This is a genomic window from Methanofollis aquaemaris (assembly GCF_017357525.1).
Taxonomy (GTDB): domain Archaea; phylum Halobacteriota; class Methanomicrobia; order Methanomicrobiales; family Methanofollaceae; genus Methanofollis; species Methanofollis aquaemaris.
The window spans coordinates 1,735,172-1,756,058 of sequence record NZ_CP036172.1 but is presented as its reverse complement, the minus strand read 5'-3'; the positions used below and the strand labels follow the sequence as shown (position 1 = coordinate 1,756,058).

The window sequence follows — 20,887 nt, the reverse complement described above, 5'->3', positions numbered from 1 at the left end:
TTCTCCAAAATAAAATATGGCATCAGCTTCCGTCATCGCCATCCCCGGCCCCGACAGAGAGAGAGCACCCGACTGGTCACTCTCCCGCACTGCAGGCCGCACGCCCCGATGCCGCGGATCATGGCCCAGGCGAGATCCAGCACTATAATCCTGAAAACAACGATTTAAGCCCCAATGTGAAGCAATTAAAATTCGAATAACATATATACCAATCTCCCCAAAATGGATCTCTAATATGAAACTCGCGCACCTCGCCCCCCTCCTGGGTCTCTGCATCCTCGTCCTTTCCTGGACCTGCGGTTGCACCTCGGCGCCAGCCGGCGGGGGCGGGATCCAGGACATTACCACCGAGCCCGCAGAGATGCGGATCGGGCTCGAAGAGGCACTCAGGGAACTCGAAGTTCTCGACGGCGAGGGCCTGGAGGATCTGACCGGGATGGAGATCGTCACCGTGAGCGGTTCGGGTGTGGACAGCACCGGGAACGCAACCACCTGGACGCTCGGGGTGCGGCAGGCCGGGAACACCTCCCTCATGGTCCACTCTCAGGGAGGGTGGTCGCGCTATGTCTGGCACGGCCCGCTCCCTGAAAATCCGGTGGACCTGGACGCTGTTGTCATGCCCGTTGATCTCTACCCGGGACATGCCGCCGAGATCGGATCGCTCGGCGAGGTGACCGAACTCGTCCTCATCGACGGAACCTACACGGTCAGGTCGGAGGAGAAGCAGACCGAGTCCCTCTCCTTTGATGCACATACCGGGGAGGCGCTTCCATGAGTCTGCGAAACGACGACTCGGCCCTCCTCTCCATCGATTTTCTCGCGGGGTTCACCGTCTTCCTCCTCGCCTTCATCATCGCGGCCTCGATGGTTCCCGGGATGCTCGCCTCGCTCCAGAGTTCGACTGTCGACTACGACGCCGTCGCCTACCGGACCGGCGTGATCCTGGTCGAGGATCCGGGGTGGTTCGAGGATACCGGGGGGAGGACTGGTTCCCACTGGCAAGGCGAGCAAGACGAGGCAATACGGAGGATAGGGCTTGCAGTCTCGAAGGACACACCGGGCGTCCTCTCGATGGCGAAGGTGGACAGGTTCTTCAACCAGACCGCGTACGAGGCCAACCCCGGCGATTATAGAGATAAAATCTTCTTCTCAGACTATCCGTACGCCTTCAACATCTCATTGAAGAAAGTCGACGAGAGCAATGCCCGCATCATCGGGGCGCCGGTCCCGAAGGATACAACCGACTACGGGTCGATCCGGCGGGTGGTGATGGTGAAGGACGTTGGGCCAGTGGAACTGGACTCGTCAGATCTGAATTCCTCTAATAGTATCGGGCCCAAAACCTTCGCGGTCAGACTGGACTTCTCAGAGATCCTGAATAAACCCCAGGCCTATCAGGTCGACCCCTATGAGGACAGGATCGAGGTGAAAATCATAAACCTCAACTCTACATCACCTAAAGCAAAATTTGAGAGTCTTGGACTTTTCCACGGGACAAGCGAGATTCGCAACCGTTTCCAGGACACACGATACTCAAGTCTGATGGTCGACGGCGTGTCTCAAAGCCCCCCACCGTCAACAATCGATGTCGAGAATAATATCACCCTCACCCTTGAGCCCGGATTCTTCACCTATGACATCGTTAAACCAGGCGAAACTGTGGATATAAAGTTCACATTTAACAAAACAACAACCGAATCATGGCAGTATCTCAACGACATCTATGATTATAGTTCCACACCCTCCCCCCTCACCCGCGCCGTGCTGGAGGTGGCCGTATGGTAGACGACTCGGCGCAGCTCTACACCATCGAAGGATTTGCCGCCGCGTTCATCATCCTGGCGACGGCCTACCTCGTCGGCGGGACAACGAGCATCTACACCCCCGGCGACTCGCATATCACCGACATGCAACTCGAACAGATCGGCAGCGACGTCCTGGCGGTGATGGACACGCCGACAACACAGGGGGCCGATAGCGAACTTGTTGGATATGTCCAGAATTGGAACAGAGCCGGTTTTAACGCCAGTTTCTGGAACCTTCTGAACAACCGGGCATCAGGGACAGACATGCTCGAGTACGAGGCTTCAATCTCGTATCGTAATGCCGCCGCCAATACCGTGCAGAACACAAATTTCACCTTCTCACAACAGCCGACCGGTTACGAACAGGCGGTGCGAGTGACGCGGCTGGTGACAGTGCCAGAAGATAGTTCCAGACCAGATGGGTGTCCACTCGAAGACCATAAACAGGTCGTGCTCCTGGAGGTGCTGCTATGGAGAAGTTAGACAACGAAGCGCAGTGGATCGTGCTGATGGGCTTCATGGTGGCGGTGGCCTTCTTCTTCCTGGCCCTCGTCATCAACCAGTCCACGCTGGTCGGACAGACCACCGCCGAGGGCGTGCTCGAGTTCCCGAAAGAGGAGATCCGGGACTTCACCAGCGAGGTCTCCACCCTCATCGATTCAGGTGATGTGTATAATGCTGACGGTACGGTGAATGAAAACATTCGAAACGACATCATCGCACTTGAAGAGGCCCGAAATAACGCCATCGTGGATTACTCAGTCGAAAAGACAGAATTGTCCGGGGAAACGTACAACAAAACCGTGTTCCACTTCAACAACGGGGTGACCGAGTATGATGAGACCGCATATTACTGACGAAGACGGCGTCTCCAACATGGTGGAGTACATGACCATCTCCGGCGTACTGGTGGTCCTCCTCATCCTCATGACCTTCGCGGTGAACGCGATCTTCATGGAAGGCCCTTCGGACCGCCTCGCCTACCACTCCTTCGTCGACATCGGCAACGGGATCTCGACGCGGATCGTCGACGTCTATGTGCTCGCCCCCGACAACGGATCGATCGCCACCGCCTTCGACATCCCCGACGATGTCGCCGGACAGGGATACCAGGTCAGTCTCGACGTCGGCCGACTCGATTCCAACCAGCAGGTGGTGGTCTCGCGGGGCGACGTCATGAGCAGGATCTCCATCGCCGGGATCGGGGCGACGATGGGCGTTGCAGGAAACACCACCGGCACCGGGATCAACAAGATCTCCTACAACTCCGCGGGGTTTTAACGGATGAAAGCATTTCACATCAAGAATGAGGAGGGCGTCTCGGAGGCGATCGGGTTCATCATCATCTTCGGACTGGTGATGACCGGGATCGCCCTGATCACCCTGTACGGCTATCCGATGCTCCTGCAACAGCAGAGCAACGCCGACGTGCGCAACATGGAACAGACGATGGTGGTGCTCCAGAACGACATCAAGAGCCTCTGCTACAAGAACGTCCCCTACAAAGAGACCGCCCTCCAGGTGGCCGGCGGGGTGCTCGCTGTGGAGAATGTCACCAAGACAGGATCGTGGCTGAACATCACAGCAAGTGGGAATACAATGTCCTTCCCCACAGGGATGCTGATCTACACCGCAGACTCCCAGGATGCCACCATCGCCCTGGAGAATGGGGCGGTTATCCGGGCGCAGACCGGGGGATCTTCGATGATCGCCGAGCCGCGGTGGTATGTCGATAATAACAACGGCAAGAAGACCTTTGTCATCAACCTCGTCGCCCTGAACGCGAGCACCGAGATGTTCAGGAACGGGATGGGAACGGTGCGGATGAAACTGAGTAGTTCCAATGTTTCGTCCCTGACCCCATCTGACGGAAACGTGCAGGCCACCTACACCGGAGAGTTCTCGAAGGCCTGGGAGAACTATCTCAACGGCACCCTGAAGATGACAAAGAGCGGGAACACCTACACCCTCGACGGTGTCGACAAACTGATCATCAAAAAATATGAGGTCGAGGTGCTCGGTATCTGAGCACCCGACAAAAAAATCTTTTTTTCAAAGATATCCGTGGCCGCGGAGCCAGTCCACCTGGGGACGGGTATATCGGTAGATGATATCGCACTTTTCAGCCTGGAAGTCCCATGGCACGACGATCAGAGTATCGCCTTCACGGATCCAGACGCGCTTCTTGATCTTCCCTTTGATCCTGCCGACACGGGTGGTGCCGTCAAAGCAACGGACACGGATGTGGTTCGCTCCGAGCATCAGGTCTGCGCTCGCAAACATCTCCTTGTTCTTTTTGTTCGGCAGGCGAACCCGTACGACCTCTCCCTCACTCACGTTCTTTTTTTTGTTTCTGAAATTACTCAGGGAATCAACTCCACGAATCAGATCTATTCCTGCACCCATTTCTGCTGAAAGAATATAAGGGTATCTTCTTCACCGGGTGATCCGACCATTTTCTGCACGGAACCGACCAGAACATGGAAAAAACCCGGAAAGTTGACGAAAAAAGGTACATAGCCACCCTTTCATTCTCCCACAGACCCGTTCACGGGTGCCGGTGGCGATGGTGAATGTCGGGGAGATGGGGATGGTCGTGGACGATCTCCTGGTGGGCATGCGGGTGGGAGTGGCAGCCCCCGGCGTCGAGCGGCGGGGTGCCGGGCGGGTGGGGGTGGCCGTCGTGGTGGAGATCGTCGTGCCGGTGCCGGTGCTCGTGGACGCCGGCAGGATGGCGGTGGAGGTGGGCGTGCCGTTCGGTGACCAGGAACCAGGCGCCGAGGGCCATCACCGGGAGGGCGAGATAGAAGGCGGGATCGATCGGGGCGGCGTACAGGAGGAAGGAAGCCGCGACGCCGAAGAAAGGGGCGATGGCCACGATCGATCCGGTCCTCGCCGTTCCGACGGCCCGCAGCGAGAGGATGAAGAGGATGCTGGTCAGGCCGCCGTAACTGATGCAGCCGACCGCCATCGCCGCAAGGCAGGTCGTCGGGGGGGGCAGGGGTTCGGCGATGAGGGTGGCGACGAGGAGGGAGAGCGTCCCGGCGCAAAGGCCCTTGACGGTCACGATGGCAAGCGGATCTCTGGCCGAGAGGTTGCGGGCGAGGTTGTTGTCCATCCCCCAGAAGGTGGCGGCGAGGAGGACGCCGACGGCTGCCACGGAAAACCCGGCGGCGCCGTTGCCTTCCCAGGAGAGGATCGCACACGATGCGGTGATCAGTCCGAGCGCCGCCCAAGTCCGCTTCCCGACCGCCTCGGCGAAGAGAAACGCAGCGATGGCGGCGGTGGCCACGGCCTCGAAGTTGAGGAGGAGGGCGGCGGTGGCCGCCGGGGTGGAGGCAAGGGAGCACATGAGGGTGACCGGGGCGAGGAACCCCCCGAAGAGGACGACGCCAGCAAGCCAGGGGAGATCGGCGCGGCCGAGCGGGGCCTCGGCACCGTGCCGGTCGCGGCCGCACAAACGGCAGACCGCGAGGAAGACGGCGAGGGCAAGGCCGCTGCCCAGGTAGAAGAGGGCGGCGAGGGTGACCGGCGGGACATCGCCGAGGAAGAGTTTTGCCACAGGCGCTCCGCTCCCGAAGAGGAAGGCGGCGACGAGGGCGTAGAGGTAGGAGAGACGGCGGGTGTCGACCATGGCGTAAGTATCCTATCTATGGGTCCACGCTGCCGATATACATGGCGGGCCGGCCGGCAGGAGAAGACGGATCTGTGTTCCATACGGGTAAAGAGATAAAAATCGAGCATGATTTCAAAAGAGTCAAAAACGATGGAGTCAATGAAACCCCATGAACAGGTCCGCCGCTGTCTTCATCGGCATCACGGCCGTACTCCTCCTGGCGCTCTGTTGTGCCGGGTGTATGACCGGAGAGACAGACCAGAGCACCGGGACCACCGGGGACGATCTGGAAGCATATGTCCATGACGCCGCCGCCTACGCCCGGAGCGTCGACAAAGACGAGGCTCTCGCAGCATTCTCCGATAAAAACGGAACCTTTGTCAGAGGAAATCTCTACCTCTACGCCTACGACTTCAACAACACGCTCCTTGCCCATCCGTACCAACCGGAGAAGGTCGGGACCGACCGGACGAACTGGACCACCGCAAATGGGCTCCGTTTCGTCCAGGCGGCAAGCGATGTCGCCAGGGGCGGGAGCGGGTACGTCGTCTACATGTATCCCCCGCCCGGCGAAGAGCGGGAGATCGACGAGGAGATGCAGAACCTCTACGAGGTCAAACTGGGATATGTCGAGAAGGTGGACGACACCTGGTGGATCGGGTCGGGGGTCTACCTCTCCGACTATGTCGACGAGTCGACCGGGGAACTGCCCTCGGAGGTCACCACCATGACCGCCCTCACCCGCTCTGCGGTCGCGTACGCCCATGAGAACGGCACCGCCGCCGCCCTGGCAGAGATCGACAAACAGGACGGCCGGTTCACGGATGGCAACCTCTACCTCTACGCCTACGACTACGACGGCACCCTCGTCGCCCACCCGTACCTCGCCCCCGGCATGATCGGCACCGACCTCTCCGGGTACGTGGGGCCGTACGGGGTCAAGGTCATCGAAGTCTGTGCGGAGACCGCGAGGAACGGCGGCGGGTTCGTCGTCTTCGGCTGGGAGAACCCGGCAAAAGGCGGAGCGCCCGAACTGAAACTCGGCTATGTCCTCCCGGTGGACGACAGATGGTGGGTCGGGTCGGGGCTGTACCTCAGCGACATCGCCGGCGATGAGAGGGCCGCACCCTCGTGCGACGGGCGGACGCTCGGCGACGTGGTCACCTTTGTCAGAGAGGCCTGTGAGCATGCGGACGCGGTCGGGAAGGAACAGGCGCTCAGTGACTTCGGGAAGCGCGACGGCGAGTTCGTGGACGGGAACCTCTACCTGTACGTCGAGGACTTCAACGGCACGACCCTTGCCCACCCGGTCCACCCGCAGAAGGTCGGGGTGTCCAGGATGAACGCCACCGATCCCCACGGTCTTCTCCTGGTGAAGGGGCTCTGCGAGACGGCGGCGATCGGCGAGGGCTACTTCATGTTCATGTACCAGGACCCGGCCGACAACTTCACGCTCACCCCGAAACTCGGGTACGTGAAGAAGGCGGGAGACGACTGGTGGATCGGGTCGGGAGTCTACCTCGCCGACCTCGCGGACCCTGAGAGCGGCAAACCCCTCTCCGTCCTCGCCAACCTGACCGGTGCGGTCGAGGAGGCGAGGGAGTACGCGCTGTGCGAGGGGAAGGACGCGGCGCTCGACGCGTTCCGCGACCCCGCCGGGGAGTTCGCCGTCGGCGGCCACCCGGTCTATGCCTTCAGCCGCGACGGCGTGCTCCTCGCCGATCCCGCCCGGCCCGATGCCGAAGGTACCGATTGCTCGGGCGCCGTCGGGGAGTACGGCGTCCATTATGTCGTCGAGGGCGCGGCGGTCGCGGAGAACGGCGGCGGGTATCTCATCTCAACCCCCGAAGGCTCCGGGCAACGTCTCGACTACATCCTCCCGGTGGACGGCGAGTGGTGGATCGGGGCCGGGGTGCCGGTCTCGACGGTCGTGGACGAGAGTCTATAGACCTATCTTTTTTTATCGCCCCCCGTCATGAGGGACAGCGGGTGATGACGATGATACGATATCTTTTCGCGGCGGCGGCGGTGCTGCTCGTCCTCGTGCTGACGGCAGGGTGTGTCCAGCCCCCCTGCACGGTCGGGTCGGGGAACGTGGTATCGGAGACACGGGATGTCGGGGCGTTTCAGAGCGTGGAACTCAACACCTTCGCGACGGTGATGGTGACGCAGGGCGCATCCGGGCCGCTCGTGATCGAAGCCGAGGACAACATCGTACCCCTGGTGCAGACCCGCGTCTCCGACGGGGTGCTGGTCGTCGACCTCGACGCCGCATGCGTCCGGAACACCAGGCCGGTCATCGTCAGGGTGACGATGGAGGAGGTGCAACGTCTCTCGGTGAGCGGGTCGGGCACGGTGCAGGGCGAGAACGAGATCGTCGCCGGGCGTCTGGAGACGGCGATCAGCGGGTCCGGTAACCTCGACCTCGGCATGAACGTGACCACCCTGGAGACCACCATCTCGGGATCGGGGGAGGCGCGACTCTCCGGGACGGCGGCCGAACACAATGCCGGGATCAGCGGGTCGGGAGCACTCAAGGGCTTCGACCTGACGACCGAACGGACAAACCTTGTGATCAGCGGATCGGGCGCGGCCGAAGTGCTGGCGACCGGGGCGCTCGACGTGCAGATTGCGGGCAGCGGGGCGGCCATCTACCGCGGCGATCCCGTCGTGACTCAGGAGATCTCAGGCTCGGGAAGCCTGGTCAGGGCGGGGTGACGGGCCTCGCACAAAAAAGATCCAGGGGCCGGGGTTCAGACCTCGACCCGCCTGATCACCTGCTGCTCTTCGTCCACCTCGAAGTCGCAGAAGACCGTCGGAACGTGGTCCCGGAAGATGCGGAGGAGTGCGATGGCGAGCGCCCTGATCTCCCACTGCGCCCCGCGGCTCCCCCGCAGGCCGACGATATGCCGCCACTCGCGCATGTTGGCGCTGACGACCATCTCGGTCTCGGTGGCGTTGGGGAGGACGAACCGGGCGTCTTCCCGCCTTACGCCGAGGTCGGCGAGCGCTTTATAGGTCTCGCGCGTCCGCTCAAGATATTCGGCATAGAGGGCGTGCGCCTCCTCGTTCCCGGCGACGGACGCGGGTTCGACGGCCGGGAAGTCGTCTTCGGAGACGTAGCGTTGCGACTGCTGGGTGATGGCGCAGAGGCGGTGGCGGACAAGTTGGTGGGAGCAGGCGCGGGAGATCCCCGATATCCTGAACGTGGCGTAGGCGTGCTCGAGCACGGACTCGTGCCCGTTTTTCACGATCATCCTGATAAATTTCTTCTCACTGCCCGGAGCCTGGCGGTCGAAGGAGCGGTAGGCGGTCCTTCCGGCGCTCTCGATCAGCCGTTCGGCGTCAGGGGTGATGGCAAGCAGTTCTACCTTTATCGACACACTGATCGGGTATGGGGCCAGGATCAATATAGTATTGTGCTACCGCCGCGCACGCCGGCGGCCGGGGATCGCCCCGACGATCATATCGACGGTCCCGGCGTCCAGTCGTCCTTTCTTCCCGCAGACCTCGCGGCCTCTGAGGGTGGAGAGGTGGGCAGTGAGGACATAACTCTCATCGAAGAGGTCGAGGCCGCCGTGCGCAAAGTCTTCGAGGTCGATGGGGACGAAGGGGGCGTCGGTGGGCGGGGTGCTTGAGACCGGGCAGACTTCGATGAATCCGCCGGCCTCTTCGCCGACGACGACCGCGGGCCGCACCTTCGGTCCTTCGCCGCTCCCGAACCTGACCGGGGCCAGCACCACGTCGCCGGGTGAGTACTGAGCCATAACCCGAAGAGGTCTGATCTCAGGGGGCATAAGCGCACGGGTCGGCGCAGGAGGAGATAGCCCATCTTTCCTGCGAGCGAGACTGTCGTGATCAGATGACGTCCCGACTCACCTTCACCTATCTTACGAGAGACGACCTCCCGGCGGTCGCCGCGATGCTTGCAAAGGAGCGCGTCTGCGCGTGGTTGTTCTTCGGGCTGCTGCGCGAAGATCTCCCCGAAAGGAGGCTTGCGACGCTCGCGGAGCGGTTCAAGGATATGGGGCGGGTCTGAGTTACTCCTCTCCCGCCTCCTCAACCGCTTTGCCCTCCCGGTGGCAGTACACGAGAACCGCAAGGGCCGCATACCCGACCAGGGCGTACCCGGCCGTCTTGAGGGCGGCCACGCACCCCTTCGTGAGTTCGTCCAGGAACTCCTCAGACCCCGGGACCGGCGGGGGGACCGCGGGCATCGACGGCATGAGCGCTCCCTGGATCAGTTCAACGATGAGCACCACCGCCGCGACGCCGCCTGCCCAGGCCCAGGCACGGTGCGGGTGGGCGTAGCGCCTGACAAGGGGGAGGAGAGCGACGACGATCATCGGGTCGAAGACGAAGAAGGCGCTGAGGTTGACGGCGAGGAGGAGGGCGTGGTCCGCGGCGACGGCCGCAGCCCAGACCACCCAGAGTGCGACGACCGCGACCGGGACGGCGGCGGCGAGGCGCCTGGACGGAATTTTTTCGAGGAGCACGGTATAGACCGCGGCGCAGACGCCGCAGAGAAAATAGACCGGGAAATAGATGAAGAGCACTGAAAATATGACCATGACCGAAGGGTGGGGAGCGGCCCCCTTGAAGGTGCCGGAATTATCCGGGCGCTTCCATCGTCCCCTAATCCTCCAGGGTCGAGATGTCGCCGGGGTCGACGCCCATCTCCTGCGCCTTCAGGACGCGGCGCATGATCTTGCCGCTCCTGGTCTTTGGGAGCGAGGGGACGAACGCCACCTCGGAAGGCATGGCGATGGGGCCGATGCTCATCCGCACATGGTAGATGAGGTCGGTCTTCAGTTTCTCACTCGGGGCGTACCCGACCTTGAGGATGACGAAGGCCTTCACCGCCTGGCCCTTCACCGGGTCGGGGATCCCGATCACCGCCGCCTCGGCCACCGCCTCGTGGGCGACGAGGGCCGACTCCACCTCCGCGGTGCCCAGGTTGTGCCCGGCGACGATGATGATGTCGTCGGCCCGTCCGAGGACCATGATGTAGCCGTCTTCGTCTTTCACCGCGAGATCGCCTGCCAGGTAGACGCCGTCGATGGTGTGCCAGTACTTCCGGTAGCGCTCGTCGTTTTTGTAGACCGTGCGCATCATCGCCGGCCAGGGTTCGGTGAGGACGAGGAGGCCGCCGGTGCCGGGGGGCACGGGGTTGCCCTCGCGGTCCACCACCTCGGCCGAGACGCCGGGGATGGGGCGGCCCACGAACCCCGGCTTCATCGGTTCGCCGACGAGTGTGGCGAGCATATGCATGCCGGTCTCGGTCTGCCACCAGGTGTCGAGCACCGGACAGCGGGACTGGCCGATGACCTGATGATACCACTCGAAGGCCTCAGGGTTGAGGGGTTCGCCGACCGACCCGATGACCCGGAGCGAGTCGAGGACGGAGCGGGCAGGCCACTCGTCGCCGTACTTCATGAACATCCTCACCGCCGTCGGTGCGGTGTAGAAGACCGTCACCCCGAAGTCCTCGATGACCCGCCACCAGATGCCGGGGTCGGGGTAGTCGGGGACGGTCTCGGTGATGAGCACCGTGGCCCCGGCGGCGAGCGGGCCGTAGATGATGTACGAGTGGCCGGTGATCCAGCCGGGGTCGGCGGTGCACCAGTAGACGTCGTTCTCCTTGAGGTCGAAGATGTACTTCGCCGTGTAGTAGGTGCCGACCATGTAGCCGCCGCAGGTGTGGACGATGCCCTTCGGCGGGCCGGTGGTGCCGCTCGTGTAGAGAATGAAGAGCGGGTCTTCGGCGTCCATCACCTCGGGGTCGACGTGCGAAGGGGCGGCGGCCATGCACTCCTGGAAGTCGATCTCCATCTCGGGGTGGAGGGCGACGTGCGGGACGGTGCGCCTGAGCACGATCACTTTCTCGATGCTCGGGGCGTTTCTCACCGCTTCGCCGACGATGGTCTTGAGCGGCACCCGCGTGCCCCGTCGATACCCCACGTCGGCGGTGACGACGATCTTTGCCCCGGCGTCGCGGATTCTGGCGTTGAGGGCGCCGGCGCCGAATCCGCCGTACACCACCGAGTGGACGGCGCCGATCCTGGCGCAGGCGAGGATGGCGACGATCTGTTCGGGGACGAGGGGCATGTAGATGCAGACGACGTCCCCGCGCCCGACGCCGAGGTTTTTCAGGGCGCCGGCAAAGCGCATCACCTGCCGATGGAGTTGCCGGTAGGTGAGCACCCGCTCGACGCCTTCCTCCTCGCCCCGCCAGATGAGCGCCACCTTGTTCCGGCGTTCGCCCGCGGCGTGGCGGTCCAGGCAGTTGGTGGTGATGTTCAGTTTTCCGTTGACGAACCAGCGGGCATAGGGATACTCCCACTCCTTCACCCGGTCCCAAGGTTCGATCCATTCGAGTTCGCCGGCATACTGCGCCCAGAACCCGTCGGGGTCGTCGAGGTACCGGCGGTAGGCCTGTTTCCACGGCCCCAGGGCCGAGGTCTCCAGGTATGCGGGGTCGGGCCGGACGGCCCTGCTCTCCAGGCTCACCTCAAACTCTGCTGACATTTCGTGTCCCTCTTTTCGTCTCCTCCCTCGGGGGTGGGGGAGATAAACCTATGCCGGGGACCGGGCGAAGATACATATCAATCGTCCTATAGATCTAAAATCATGAAACCCCTCCCCCTCCTTCTCCTGACCATCGGACTCATCCTGACCGCCGGGTGCAGCGCCCTTTCAGGGACGCTGGAGGTCGACTCCGACCCGCCGGACGCGGCCGTCTACCTCGACGGCGAGTACCGCGGGAACACCCCCTGCACGGTGCGCGACCTCGATGCCGGGAGCCACATGCTCGAACTCCGCCACGAGCGCTACCCTGCCTGGCAGACCGAGGTGGAGATGAAGTTGGGCGAGGAGGCCGGGGTCATCGCCGACCTCGCCGAGAACCTGGTCCCCGAGGTCGCCCTCGCGTGCGAGGGGTCGGGCGACCATCTCAGGGGTGAAGAGATCGTTGTCACAGGCCACGCCGTCACCCCCTGGAAGCAGGTCAACCTCTCGGTCGAAGCGATCGACGGGGACGGGTCTTTCGCCCCCCGGTCGTATCAGGTCGAGGTGGACGACGAGTATAACTTCGAGTATCGTCTCCCGACCGATTCGATGCCTGGCGGGCGGTACCGTCTCTCCGCCAGACTGGGCACCGGCGAGACGGAGAACCTGACCGTCACCGTGCTCACCGAAGGGGAGGCGAACGTCGCCGTCGTGCGCGAGATCGTCGAGACGTACCGGGAGACGCATACCTACAGCGACGCCGACTTCTTTGTCTGCGCCGACATGGCGCTGGACGTCTGGAACATGATCGAGACGAGAGGGATCGGCGCGAAGATCGCCATCGGCGACGTGGAGCGGACCGGCGAGGAACTTCCTGAGGCCGACCATGCCTGGGTGCTGGCCGAGACGTCGCCAGGTGTCTGGACGGCACTGGAGACGACCGGCGGGTTTGTCGTCGTCGACGACGAGCAATACCTGGAGGGGTGGTCCTTCGATACGCCGCGGGCGTTCAAGGAGTATATCGATCTCTCGAACCGGTACAACGCGGCGACGGAGAATTATAAGGATACCGAGAGGCGGTACAACCGCAAGGTCGAGGAATATAATAACGAAGCGGAGTATCTCGAATACCTCGTCGACTCGTACAACGACCGATATGTGGGGCGGTCGCTGACCTCGGTCGAGTACCGGACTGCACAGGATATGAAGAAGAGCATCGACGAGATGAAGATCGATGTCGCAGAGTTGAACGGCGAACTCGGGCAACTCTCCAGAGAACTCGAAGGGGTCGAGCAGGACATGGAGGCGCTGGAGCGGCAGATGCGGCGTCTGGCCGAGCGGATCGGCCGGTGATCACCCGAATGTCTGATACTTTTTTCGTACCTTTTTGGTTCCGCTTCATCTCCTGTTCTCTCGCAGGGGTGCACGGTCATAATGATCGCCGGAAGAAAATCTTGACGCACGTGATGCCGCCCCGCGGCGAAGATATGGGGGTGTACTCTGTTCTCGTCACCCGCCCGGTCATGACGAGAGATCTGGAGCACGGCCTCACATTCACCCCGCGTCACTCGATGTTATATCCCCGGAGGGTCATCCTCTCATAGATGCGGTGCGGTGATCCGGGTCCGGGCGGCGACGACGAGTTCAGCATTTCAGCAGGTTTTCAGCAGATTTTCAGCAGGTGCTGTCATGATCAAAGAGCCGGGAAAGGCGTCGGATTTCACGGTACTAATACAGAGAGAGAGATAGATCTCTCTCTCCATAGTAAAGTACAGCAGAATCCACCCCCACACGGCGCCACCGGTTCTCCGCTGTCCGGGTGTGTGTGCGCGAACCCCGGAATGCTGAAATCGATCCGGTGATATCACCGTGTGATGGAGATCATCGAGATCAAACCATCCTTCGTCGTCCGTTGGATGACAGCACCTGCCGAAACCTGCTGAAGATCGCTGAAAAACAGGGGGGTCTGCTGAAAGCATGGTCCGGGACGGTGCCGCTCACACCGCGGCCGACGGTGACATCTTTTCACCCTGTTTTCACCGGATTTACACTGAAAAGTGAACACAAAGGGGACGGAGGAGCGGGCTTTGAATACGTATTCTATAGAGAGAAGAGAGATCTCTCTCTCTCAGAGTACTATGTTACACTAAAACGGGGGGGCACGGGGCGCATCCGATCTTTTAGGGGTTCGGGGGGGCCGTGTGCGCGATCGGCGTTTGAGTGATCATGACGGAGTAGATGGGGAGAAATGGGGGGGATCGGCGAACGCATCCCGAATGATCGTCCGTCGGGTGACACTTTCTTAGTGTATGTCGGTGAAAACCAGGGTAAACGTGAACGTGGGGGGGGATGATCTCGCTCATCGGTGTGTTTGACCGCCGGGGGGTGGGACGGACGGAGCGGATCCGCACGCTATAAGAGGGAGTATGCACTATCCCAGAAGAGAGATGGAACCCCTCAACCGGATCCAGCGGAACCTCGGCACCATTCGGGAACGTTACGGCGTGGCACGTATCGGGATCTTCGGGTCCGCCGTGCGGGGAGAGGCCACCCCGGCGAGCGACATCGATGTTCTGGTGGAGTTCAGGGAGGGGGAGGAGACCTTCGACCACTTCATGGACCTCACCTTCTACCTCGAAGATCTTCTGGGGCGGAGGGGGGACCTTGTCATTGCCGATACGTTAAAGCCCGCGATCCAGGACGCTGTTCTCAGCGAGGTCGTTTATGCCTAGGAACCTGTTGCTCTACCTGGAGGATATCAGGGATGCCGTCGTCAGGGTGTACTCACAGAGAAAGACCAGACGATCTGATCGTGATTATCGATTTCGATTCAAAAATCTACACGTTCACCGACAACGTAGGATTGCAGGCCGGTGCAATTCCATGCACGATGCAAATAGGATCGGGACGACCCCTCTCCCCCGTGTCATAGACCTCCCTGGAGGTCGCCCAGTAGATATTCCTGGAAAGATGGGCCAGAGAAGATAAATCTCACACCATTTTAATTTCAAAAAGAATATATACCGCATTTACATACTTACAGACATTAAGTAGCAAATCCATCATGTTATAATATTAGTACATGTAATTCTGGGAGATTGAGAGGTGAGTGAAGTGATTCATGATGATGTCTGGGAACGCAACTTACGTCCTATGGTAATTAACAGGGAATTACTGACTAATGAAGCAAAAAGGTATCGGATGGGCAGTGTGAGGCTAGCGTTGGGGAGAGTTAAGACTTCTGAGGAATTCTTGAGCGAAAAAAAAGAGATATTAAGTAAACCTCTACCTTAATCCGAGCATTTATGGATCTAGAATTCAACGATGTCGAGAGTAGTCGGCTCTATGAAATAACAGTTCTTTATCAAAAATACAAATATCTAGCACTATATGCAGAAGAATTACGATCAGAGTCTTTTATTCCCCCTATAAATGAGATCAAAGATGCATATGATCATTTCATGAGAATTTTCGCTGTGAAATGTGGTCTGAAGCATGAAAACAGCGAATATATCGATTCAAATCTAGATGCTACTTTTAGGCATATTTATCGCGCAGTTTATGATTTACTCGATTATATCAGAATCTATCAAAAAGATATTATTTCAAATAAATTATCTGATTTTTCCATAACTACAATACATGATGTTTTTCCAGAATATTACCAACAAATAAAACCTGAGATTGAGAAGAGCCTGAATAATATCCCATTATACAAGGCTTCAAAAGACATTGGATCCCCGGACATTCAAGCAATAGATGCTTACATTAATCTTATATCTGAAATAAAAGACTACATATCAGTAATAGATTCAAAAATTCCCAGCATGATAGAATATGAACAAAAACAGAACATAGAAAAACGCAACAATCACATAGGGCAGATTATTATTACACTGTCTGTTGGTTTGCTTTGCGCTGCGATTACGTACTATTTATTGTAATAGCCGCGTAGAAAGCATTCTATTTTCATCAATTAATTCCCCATGCGAACTGAATCCATCGCCTTCCCTCATTCTCGCGCCGGGGCTCCGTCACACCCCACCCCGAGGATGAAGATTGGACCAGGGAGGCAAAATCGATGAACATGAAGAAGGAGTTGCCGTTGCCGTCCCTATCCTGACGCGGGGGGACGGGAGGGTGGCCAACCCCCCACAAAGATAGCCGCCCGGATGGTTTCTACACAGCCAAATTAATTGAAATCTCCTTCTAATGGCCTTATAAAATCGATGAACATTTTAAGACAAAAACAAAATTCGTTTTATGCCGGTTCCATCATATGAAGAGTTCATGCTCCCGATGCTCCACGTCCTCGAAGACGGAGAGATTCGCCAGATTAAGGAGGTGAGAACAGAACTTGCAGACATTCTCCATCTGACAGACGATGATAAAATAGAATTATTGCCAAGTGGAAAAATGACGGTTTTCCGGTCGAGGGTCGGATGGGCCAAGACATATTTGAAGAAGGCCGGACTGGTAGACAATTCAAAACGCGGCATGGTCAAGATCACAGAACGAGGAGTTCAGGTTTTACAGGGTACTCCGGAAAAAATGGATTCGGAATTCCTGTTGCAGTTCGATGAATTCCAGACTTTTGTGAATGGAACGAAAACAGAAACACCGGAGAATGTCGATCCAAAATTAATATCTCCTGAAGAAATGCTCGAACAAAGTTATCAGGAGATCAAAAATTCATTGGCTTCCGATCTGCTCGATCAAATACTTTCGATGAGTCCGGACTTTTTCGAGAAATTGGTTGTCGACCTTCTCGTGGCAATGGGATATGGCGGGTCGCGATCAGATGCCGGGAAAGTCGTCGGGCAGAGTGGCGACGGAGGTATCGACGGAATAATTAAGATGGACAAACTTGGCATCGATGAGATCTATATCCAGGCGAAACGATGGGACCGGGCACATTCCGTAGACAGCAGAGAAATCCGCAACTTTATCGGATCATTAACGGTAAAAGGGGCCAGGAAAGGCGTGTTCATTACCACGTCAAAGTTCACCGACACGGCAAAATCCGTAGCTCAAAAACCAAATTTCAAAGTCGCTCTCATCGACGGCGCGAAACTTGTCGACCTGATGATTGAATACGATCTGGGAGTGAGCACGTACGAAAAATATACGATCAAAAAAATTGATCACGACTACTTTTCAGAGGATTGAATCGATCCATTCTTTTTTTGAAGAATTCTATCCTGTCAACAAGAAATTCAACGAACCCCAAAAAGAAATGCGAGAGGCCGGATTCGAACCGACGAACCCCTACAGGAGAGGATCTTGAGTCCCCCGTGTTTGGCCGCTTCACTACTCTCGCGCCTGCACCTATGGTTTTCGCCACCCTTCCTCTAATATCTATCGCCCACCGCCGGCACAACGAGAGAAGAGAAGACTGCCCCCGATGATCAGAGGAGAAAAAGAAAAAAAATGTTGAAAAGAAAGAGGAGAGTGATCCCACGCCTCGCTCAAAGGATCTTCACGCCTCCACGCCCAGCACCTTCAGCGGGTTGACCCCGGCATAGGTGAGCATGGAAAACTCCTCCGGGCTCTCGCACCTGAACACCTTGACCGTCGAGACCACTTCCTCCGGCCGGTCGGTGTAATCGATCAGTTCGAGGTCCATCACCAGTTTTGCGAGCGACGGGTTTCCTTTCCAGTCGGCGGTGCCGGTCACCTCATTGCTCCGCGTCCAGTTGTATCCCACGACCAGTCCGTCGCCGCTCTTCGTGGCTGCGTCCCACCTCACATAGATCCCCGCGACATCGGTCCCGAGACTCTCCTTCAGCGCCGCCTTCTCGACCGCGCTGAGATCCTTCACGAAAAGACCCCGCTTCCCCGGCGTCGCGTCCCACACGATCGGGAAGAGATCGTCCTTGCACCAGACCGGGCAGGCGATGACCTTGTAACTCTGGGTGGGGCTCTCGATGGGGAGGTTCTCCTCCACGTAGTGAGAGATGAGGTACCCGCTCGTCACACCCGGACAGAGGTGGTTGTGGAAGGCGGAGGCCCTGAGGAAATCGTATGTCGTCGCCGGATCAGCCCACACATTGGCGATCGTGATGAGACTGAACTCGTTCCCGGCAAAGACCTTCTTCTCAAGATATTCGGTCCACACACTCTGGTTCTTCAGGATGTACGCCGCATCGATCTGCTTCTTTGCCATGACGGCAAAAACCTCATCGGCCGGCATCTTCGTGATCTCTGCGGCCGAACGTGCCGTCGCCGTGCCGTTCACCTGGAGGAAGACCGCCTCACCGGAGTCTTTCTTGTAGAAGAAGAACCACAGCGGCGAAAACTTGCTCCTCTGGGGGATGAGGAGATTCGCATCGCCGATGGTGCACCCGCTCACATCGGTCACCCCGTTCAGACACTTCTCAGTTGTTTCTTTCCCGATCATCGCACAACCCGCATCGGTCATCGCCAGCAGATTGACATCGCCCTCCGCCGATCCGAGTTGATCCATCGCCACCGTCGCCGCCTTCGCACCGATCGCCTCCATCGTCGCATCGTCGGCAAGGACGATCCCCGGCACCGCCAGCAGAAGGAGGAGTATAACCATACCATATCGCATCTTCGTCACAACAATCACCTGCTCCGCACCGTTCCGGCCGCTGAAAAGACCGAGCGGACGCGGCAAAATTCACACAAGGTGTAATTTTCGTATTATCAAATAGTTATGATATAGCTTTGGATATTACCAATATTCAGATGAAAAACAGACATTCAAAGCGTGATGCAGGATAGATCGTCAAATTTGCCCGGAACCATCACGGGAAAAAGAAAAGATCGCCCCGAACCGCTCACGACTCGGAGGCAGGAGAGCGGAGCCACCCCATCTGGATGTCGTCCTCGTAGCGTCCGCCCACACCATAGACGCGGCCCCGGAGCCGCCCCTCGGCGACGAACCCGAGCGACTCGTAGAACCGGATCGCCCGCGTGTTGCTCTCCCTCGCGCTCAGTTCGATCCGACGGATCTCGGGCATCTCCTCGGTCACCACCTCGATGAACCGCTCGAAGAGTTGCCGCCCCCACCCGTGCGACTGGCACGCCGGATGCACCGAGATGGTGAGGTCGGTGAGCACATGCCCAAAGACCTTCAACCCGCAGCGGGAGGCGTGCACCTCCCCGACAACCCGGCCCCCGTCGTCCACGGCGACGAGGGAGAGGCCATCGCCGATGCATCTTCTCAGAAACGTATGGATATAGGTGGGGGTGATCTCGTCCCTGCAGCGGGCAAGCCCGCCCGGCACGGCGGCGGTCTCAACATATAATCCATAGATGGCATCGGCATCTTCGAGTTTCGAGCGACGAATCAATCAGATCAGACCTCTATCGTAGTTACCTCTTTATTTGGGTCTGTATTATGAAAAATCTTAAGAAAAAAATCGGAGAGCGTCGGGGGGCGGAGGCCTCCACGCACCGGACCGCATCCGGCACGCCACCATCCTCTTCACGACCTCCCTTCTGCCTTCCCGCCCTATCGCAATTCCGGGGGTCCGGGGGCAGCGCCCCCGGCACGAGCATGGGGGAAGGCACGCCGATCAGACGGGCCGCTCAGCGCCGCACCGCGAACCCCGCGAACGCTCCGGTATACTCTTCTCCCACTGCTTCGACCCCGGTCACCCGCGCCGCCGGAGGACCGCGGCGGCAGAAGCCGAGCACCGCCTCGACACCCTCCGCCTCGCCCTCGAAGACCGCCTCCACCCTGCCGTCGGCGAGGTTTCGCACCCATCCGGTCACCCCGTGCCGCGCCGCTTCCTCGCTCGTCGCGTCCCGGAAAAAGACCCCCTGCACCCGACCGCTGACGAAGACATGCACCCGCGCCTTCATGGCTCCCGCAGCACCTCTTCGACGATCTCCACCGCGTCCCGCACATACCCGGTGCACCGCGCCGCAAACGCCCCGGCCGCCTTCGCCGCCGCGAGGGCCTGCGGGTCAGAGAGATCGTAGCCGACGAGGGCGGTGCACTCCGTCGAACCATGGCAGTCGGCGAACCGGCGGAGGAACTCCCGCACCAGCACGTAACATGCCTCCTTCCCCTCCGCATCGCCGGGGATGGCGGTGCCGCGGGTCAGGCCCAGGACCAGGACGGCGCCGCTCACCGCCCCGCAGGTCCGGCCCGTGTGGGCGAGCCCGCCGCCAAACCCGCACGCCATCTTTCGAAGCGTTGCCTCGTCAAGACCGCACTCGTCGGCAAACGCCCCCGCGACCGCCTGGGCACAGTTCACCCCGCCGGTGAACGACGCCGCGGCCCGTTCGGATCGCTTCGACATCGACGATCACCTCCGGCCGCCCGACGCGGTGCGGTACTCGGCCATCAGCGCCTCCGCGTAGGCGTCGGTCTTCTTCGTGGGAACATAGTTGAAGGCCTTCACCCGCTCCAGGAGCGCCGCCCTGATCTCGTCCTCGCGCTCAAGGTCCAGGGCGATCACGTCCTCGATGATCCGATCGAGACGATCGATCCCCGTCGCCTTCCCGTCGACCAGCACCTTCCTGATCTCCGGGCCCGCCGGCACGGCGCCGCCGCAGATGGTGCAGTATTTTCCTTCGTCGGTCACCTCGCTCACTCCCGGATCATCGTCAGCATCATCTTAAAGCGCGTCACCGCCGAGAGAGCGTGCGGGGCGTTTGCCGGGAAGATGATCGTCTCGCCCTCCTTCATCTGATGCGTCTCGCCCGCGAGCCAGACCTCGCACTCCCCGTCGAGAATCGTCACCACCGCGTCGTACGGCGCCGTGTGCTCGGAAAGCCCCTCGTCCTCGTCGAAGGAGAAGAGGGTGATCGTCCCCGCCGGCCGGTTGACGATCGTCCTGCTCGCCACCGTCCCCTCCTGATACTCGACCAGATCTTTCAGGCGGAGCACCGTCCCCTTCAGTTCAGCACGTACCTCGTCGCTCATGATCTCGTTCCTCGTTCAGGAGAGCATCGCCGGCACCGGATAAAAGAATGGCGTTCA

General features: G+C 59.6%; 25 protein-coding genes and 1 tRNA gene. 13 read left to right on the top strand and 13 right to left on the bottom strand.

Going from position 1 to position 20,887, the window contains the following annotated elements; genetic code table 11:
- Nucleotides 1–235: 235 nt before the first annotated feature.
- Genes RJ40_RS08480 through RJ40_RS08455 form a run of 6 tightly spaced genes read left to right on the top strand, consistent with a single transcriptional unit; the run spans nt 236 to nt 3,833 of the window.
- The gene (locus RJ40_RS08480; protein ID WP_265580423.1) at nt 236–775 is read left to right on the top strand and encodes a hypothetical protein; all 540 of its coding nucleotides are present in this window, start codon (nt 236–238) and stop codon (nt 773–775) included.
- On the top strand, nt 772–1,785 hold the full coding sequence (locus RJ40_RS08475; protein WP_265580422.1) for a hypothetical protein: 1,014 nt from the start codon (nt 772–774) through the stop codon (nt 1,783–1,785). Before RJ40_RS08480 ends, RJ40_RS08475 begins: the two co-directional genes overlap by 4 nt.
- Entirely contained in the window at nt 1,779–2,288 is a 510-nt protein-coding gene (locus RJ40_RS08470; RefSeq protein WP_265580421.1) for a DUF7288 family protein, read from the top strand. Before RJ40_RS08475 ends, RJ40_RS08470 begins: the two co-directional genes overlap by 7 nt.
- Nucleotides 2,276–2,662, top strand: coding sequence for a hypothetical protein (locus tag RJ40_RS08465; protein ID WP_265580420.1), 387 nt, complete (start codon nt 2,276–2,278; stop codon nt 2,660–2,662). Before RJ40_RS08470 ends, RJ40_RS08465 begins: the two co-directional genes overlap by 13 nt.
- Nucleotides 2,640–3,086 carry a hypothetical protein gene (locus RJ40_RS08460; protein ID WP_265580419.1) on the top strand — a complete coding sequence of 149 codons (447 nt, stop codon included), beginning with the start codon at nt 2,640–2,642 and terminating at the stop codon, nt 3,084–3,086. Before RJ40_RS08465 ends, RJ40_RS08460 begins: the two co-directional genes overlap by 23 nt.
- Before the next feature lie 3 nt (nt 3,087–3,089).
- Nucleotides 3,090–3,833, top strand: a complete 744-nt coding sequence (locus RJ40_RS08455) for a DUF7289 family protein (protein WP_265580418.1) — start codon at nt 3,090–3,092, stop codon at nt 3,831–3,833.
- Between the two features lie 24 nt (nt 3,834–3,857).
- Here RJ40_RS08455 and eif1A read toward each other — a convergent pair whose 3' ends face one another.
- Nucleotides 3,858–4,142 (bottom strand): translation initiation factor eIF-1A, encoded by a 285-nt coding sequence (eif1A, locus tag RJ40_RS08450; protein ID WP_322743871.1) that lies wholly within the window; start codon nt 4,140–4,142, stop codon nt 3,858–3,860.
- A 211-nt stretch (nt 4,143–4,353) separates the two neighbouring features.
- Nucleotides 4,354–5,439 (bottom strand): DMT family transporter, encoded by a 1,086-nt coding sequence (locus RJ40_RS08445; protein ID WP_265580416.1) that lies wholly within the window; start codon nt 5,437–5,439, stop codon nt 4,354–4,356.
- 151 nt (nt 5,440–5,590) lie between these two features.
- On the opposite strand from RJ40_RS08445, the gene RJ40_RS08440 reads away from it, so the two are divergent.
- Nucleotides 5,591–7,369 (top strand): cache domain-containing protein, encoded by a 1,779-nt coding sequence (locus RJ40_RS08440; protein WP_265580415.1) that lies wholly within the window; start codon nt 5,591–5,593, stop codon nt 7,367–7,369.
- A 50-nt stretch (nt 7,370–7,419) separates the two neighbouring features.
- Nucleotides 7,420–8,139 carry a head GIN domain-containing protein gene (locus RJ40_RS08435; RefSeq protein WP_265580414.1) on the top strand — a complete coding sequence of 240 codons (720 nt, stop codon included), beginning with the start codon at nt 7,420–7,422 and terminating at the stop codon, nt 8,137–8,139.
- Nucleotides 8,140–8,174: 35 nt separating this feature from the next.
- On the opposite strand, the gene thyX is transcribed toward RJ40_RS08435, so the two are convergent.
- On the bottom strand, nt 8,175–8,804 hold the full coding sequence (gene thyX, locus RJ40_RS08430) for an FAD-dependent thymidylate synthase (RefSeq protein ID WP_265580413.1): 630 nt from the start codon (nt 8,802–8,804) through the stop codon (nt 8,175–8,177).
- A gap of 39 nt (nt 8,805–8,843) precedes the next feature.
- A complete protein-coding gene (locus tag RJ40_RS08425; RefSeq protein WP_265580412.1) occupies nt 8,844–9,188 on the bottom strand; it encodes a type II toxin-antitoxin system PemK/MazF family toxin in 345 nt (114 codons plus the stop codon).
- Between the two features lie 95 nt (nt 9,189–9,283).
- Between RJ40_RS08425 and RJ40_RS08420 the strand changes: the two genes are divergently transcribed.
- On the top strand, nt 9,284–9,460 hold the full coding sequence (locus RJ40_RS08420; RefSeq protein ID WP_265580411.1) for a GNAT family N-acetyltransferase: 177 nt from the start codon (nt 9,284–9,286) through the stop codon (nt 9,458–9,460).
- A gap of 1 nt (nt 9,461) precedes the next feature.
- Here the strand turns inward: RJ40_RS08420 and RJ40_RS08415 are convergent, their stop codons facing one another.
- Both RJ40_RS08415 and acs read right to left on the bottom strand, forming a co-directional pair.
- Complete coding sequence (locus RJ40_RS08415; protein WP_265580410.1) at nt 9,462–9,977, bottom strand: hypothetical protein; 516 nt, start codon at nt 9,975–9,977, stop codon at nt 9,462–9,464.
- Between the two features lie 79 nt (nt 9,978–10,056).
- Entirely contained in the window at nt 10,057–11,949 is a 1,893-nt protein-coding gene (gene acs, locus RJ40_RS08410) for an acetate--CoA ligase (RefSeq protein ID WP_265580409.1), read from the bottom strand.
- A gap of 102 nt (nt 11,950–12,051) precedes the next feature.
- Here acs and RJ40_RS08405 point away from each other — a divergent pair, with 102 nt between their 5' ends.
- The 4 genes from RJ40_RS08405 to RJ40_RS08390 all read left to right on the top strand — a co-directional run bounded on the left by RJ40_RS08405 (nt 12,052) and on the right by RJ40_RS08390 (nt 17,097).
- Nucleotides 12,052–13,281: a PEGA domain-containing protein gene (locus RJ40_RS08405; protein WP_265580408.1), complete on the top strand. Its 1,230-nt coding sequence runs from the start codon at nt 12,052–12,054 to the stop codon at nt 13,279–13,281.
- A 1,073-nt stretch (nt 13,282–14,354) separates the two neighbouring features.
- Nucleotides 14,355–14,660 (top strand): nucleotidyltransferase family protein, encoded by a 306-nt coding sequence (locus tag RJ40_RS08400; RefSeq protein WP_394357375.1) that lies wholly within the window; start codon nt 14,355–14,357, stop codon nt 14,658–14,660.
- A gap of 573 nt (nt 14,661–15,233) precedes the next feature.
- Nucleotides 15,234–15,872, top strand: a complete 639-nt coding sequence (locus RJ40_RS08395; protein ID WP_265580407.1) for a hypothetical protein — start codon at nt 15,234–15,236, stop codon at nt 15,870–15,872.
- Between the two features lie 346 nt (nt 15,873–16,218).
- Nucleotides 16,219–17,097: a restriction endonuclease gene (locus RJ40_RS08390; protein ID WP_265580406.1), complete on the top strand. Its 879-nt coding sequence runs from the start codon at nt 16,219–16,221 to the stop codon at nt 17,095–17,097.
- A 68-nt stretch (nt 17,098–17,165) separates the two neighbouring features.
- On the opposite strand, the gene RJ40_RS08385 is transcribed toward RJ40_RS08390, so the two are convergent.
- The 7 genes from RJ40_RS08385 to RJ40_RS08355 all read right to left on the bottom strand — a co-directional run bounded on the left by RJ40_RS08385 (nt 17,166) and on the right by RJ40_RS08355 (nt 20,830).
- A tRNA-Leu gene (locus RJ40_RS08385) sits at nt 17,166–17,248 on the bottom strand.
- Nucleotides 17,249–17,407: 159 nt separating this feature from the next.
- Nucleotides 17,408–18,568: an FmdE family protein gene (locus RJ40_RS08380; protein WP_265580405.1), complete on the bottom strand. Its 1,161-nt coding sequence runs from the start codon at nt 18,566–18,568 to the stop codon at nt 17,408–17,410.
- Nucleotides 18,569–18,731: 163 nt separating this feature from the next.
- Nucleotides 18,732–19,247 carry a GNAT family N-acetyltransferase gene (locus tag RJ40_RS08375; protein WP_265580403.1) on the bottom strand — a complete coding sequence of 172 codons (516 nt, stop codon included), beginning with the start codon at nt 19,245–19,247 and terminating at the stop codon, nt 18,732–18,734.
- Between the two features lie 238 nt (nt 19,248–19,485).
- Entirely contained in the window at nt 19,486–19,761 is a 276-nt protein-coding gene (locus RJ40_RS08370) for an acylphosphatase (protein WP_265580402.1), read from the bottom strand.
- Nucleotides 19,758–20,204: a C-GCAxxG-C-C family protein gene (locus RJ40_RS08365; RefSeq protein WP_265580401.1), complete on the bottom strand. Its 447-nt coding sequence runs from the start codon at nt 20,202–20,204 to the stop codon at nt 19,758–19,760. The genes RJ40_RS08370 and RJ40_RS08365 overlap by 4 nt, the downstream gene beginning before the upstream one ends.
- 6 nt (nt 20,205–20,210) lie before the next feature.
- Nucleotides 20,211–20,489, bottom strand: a complete 279-nt coding sequence (locus RJ40_RS08360) for an NAC family transcription factor (protein ID WP_265580400.1) — start codon at nt 20,487–20,489, stop codon at nt 20,211–20,213.
- A gap of 5 nt (nt 20,490–20,494) precedes the next feature.
- The gene (locus RJ40_RS08355) at nt 20,495–20,830 is read right to left on the bottom strand and encodes a cupin domain-containing protein (protein ID WP_265580399.1); all 336 of its coding nucleotides are present in this window, start codon (nt 20,828–20,830) and stop codon (nt 20,495–20,497) included.
- Nucleotides 20,831–20,887 lie beyond the last annotated feature (57 nt).

What these genes read in the sequence shown, in the direction of transcription:
- RJ40_RS08440 (WP_265580415.1), top strand. Translation starts at nt 5,591, where the DNA reads ATGAACAGGTCCGCCGCTGTCTTCATCGGCATCACGGCCGTACTCCTC.
- RJ40_RS08465 (WP_265580420.1), top strand. Translation starts at nt 2,276, where the DNA reads ATGGAGAAGTTAGACAACGAAGCGCAGTGGATCGTGCTGATGGGCTTC.
- RJ40_RS08470 (WP_265580421.1), top strand. Translation starts at nt 1,779, where the DNA reads ATGGTAGACGACTCGGCGCAGCTCTACACCATCGAAGGATTTGCCGCC.
- RJ40_RS08445 (WP_265580416.1), bottom strand. Translation starts at nt 5,439, where the DNA reads ATGGTCGACACCCGCCGTCTCTCCTACCTCTACGCCCTCGTCGCCGCC.
- RJ40_RS08370 (WP_265580402.1), bottom strand. Translation starts at nt 19,761, where the DNA reads ATGAAGGCGCGGGTGCATGTCTTCGTCAGCGGTCGGGTGCAGGGGGTC.
- RJ40_RS08460 (WP_265580419.1), top strand. Translation starts at nt 2,640, where the DNA reads ATGATGAGACCGCATATTACTGACGAAGACGGCGTCTCCAACATGGTG.
- RJ40_RS08475 (WP_265580422.1), top strand. Translation starts at nt 772, where the DNA reads ATGAGTCTGCGAAACGACGACTCGGCCCTCCTCTCCATCGATTTTCTC.
- RJ40_RS08480 (WP_265580423.1), top strand. Translation starts at nt 236, where the DNA reads ATGAAACTCGCGCACCTCGCCCCCCTCCTGGGTCTCTGCATCCTCGTC.
- RJ40_RS08400 (WP_394357375.1), top strand. Translation starts at nt 14,355, where the DNA reads ATGCACTATCCCAGAAGAGAGATGGAACCCCTCAACCGGATCCAGCGG.
- RJ40_RS08435 (WP_265580414.1), top strand. Translation starts at nt 7,420, where the DNA reads ATGATACGATATCTTTTCGCGGCGGCGGCGGTGCTGCTCGTCCTCGTG.
- RJ40_RS08405 (WP_265580408.1), top strand. Translation starts at nt 12,052, where the DNA reads ATGAAACCCCTCCCCCTCCTTCTCCTGACCATCGGACTCATCCTGACC.
- RJ40_RS08455 (WP_265580418.1), top strand. Translation starts at nt 3,090, where the DNA reads ATGAAAGCATTTCACATCAAGAATGAGGAGGGCGTCTCGGAGGCGATC.
- acs (WP_265580409.1), bottom strand. Translation starts at nt 11,949, where the DNA reads ATGTCAGCAGAGTTTGAGGTGAGCCTGGAGAGCAGGGCCGTCCGGCCC.
- RJ40_RS08365 (WP_265580401.1), bottom strand. Translation starts at nt 20,204, where the DNA reads ATGTCGAAGCGATCCGAACGGGCCGCGGCGTCGTTCACCGGCGGGGTG.
- RJ40_RS08390 (WP_265580406.1), top strand. Translation starts at nt 16,219, where the DNA reads ATGCTCCCGATGCTCCACGTCCTCGAAGACGGAGAGATTCGCCAGATT.
- RJ40_RS08355 (WP_265580399.1), bottom strand. Translation starts at nt 20,830, where the DNA reads ATGAGCGACGAGGTACGTGCTGAACTGAAGGGGACGGTGCTCCGCCTG.
- RJ40_RS08425 (WP_265580412.1), bottom strand. Translation starts at nt 9,188, where the DNA reads ATGGCTCAGTACTCACCCGGCGACGTGGTGCTGGCCCCGGTCAGGTTC.
- RJ40_RS08420 (WP_265580411.1), top strand. Translation starts at nt 9,284, where the DNA reads ATGACGTCCCGACTCACCTTCACCTATCTTACGAGAGACGACCTCCCG.
- RJ40_RS08395 (WP_265580407.1), top strand. Translation starts at nt 15,234, where the DNA reads ATGGATCTAGAATTCAACGATGTCGAGAGTAGTCGGCTCTATGAAATA.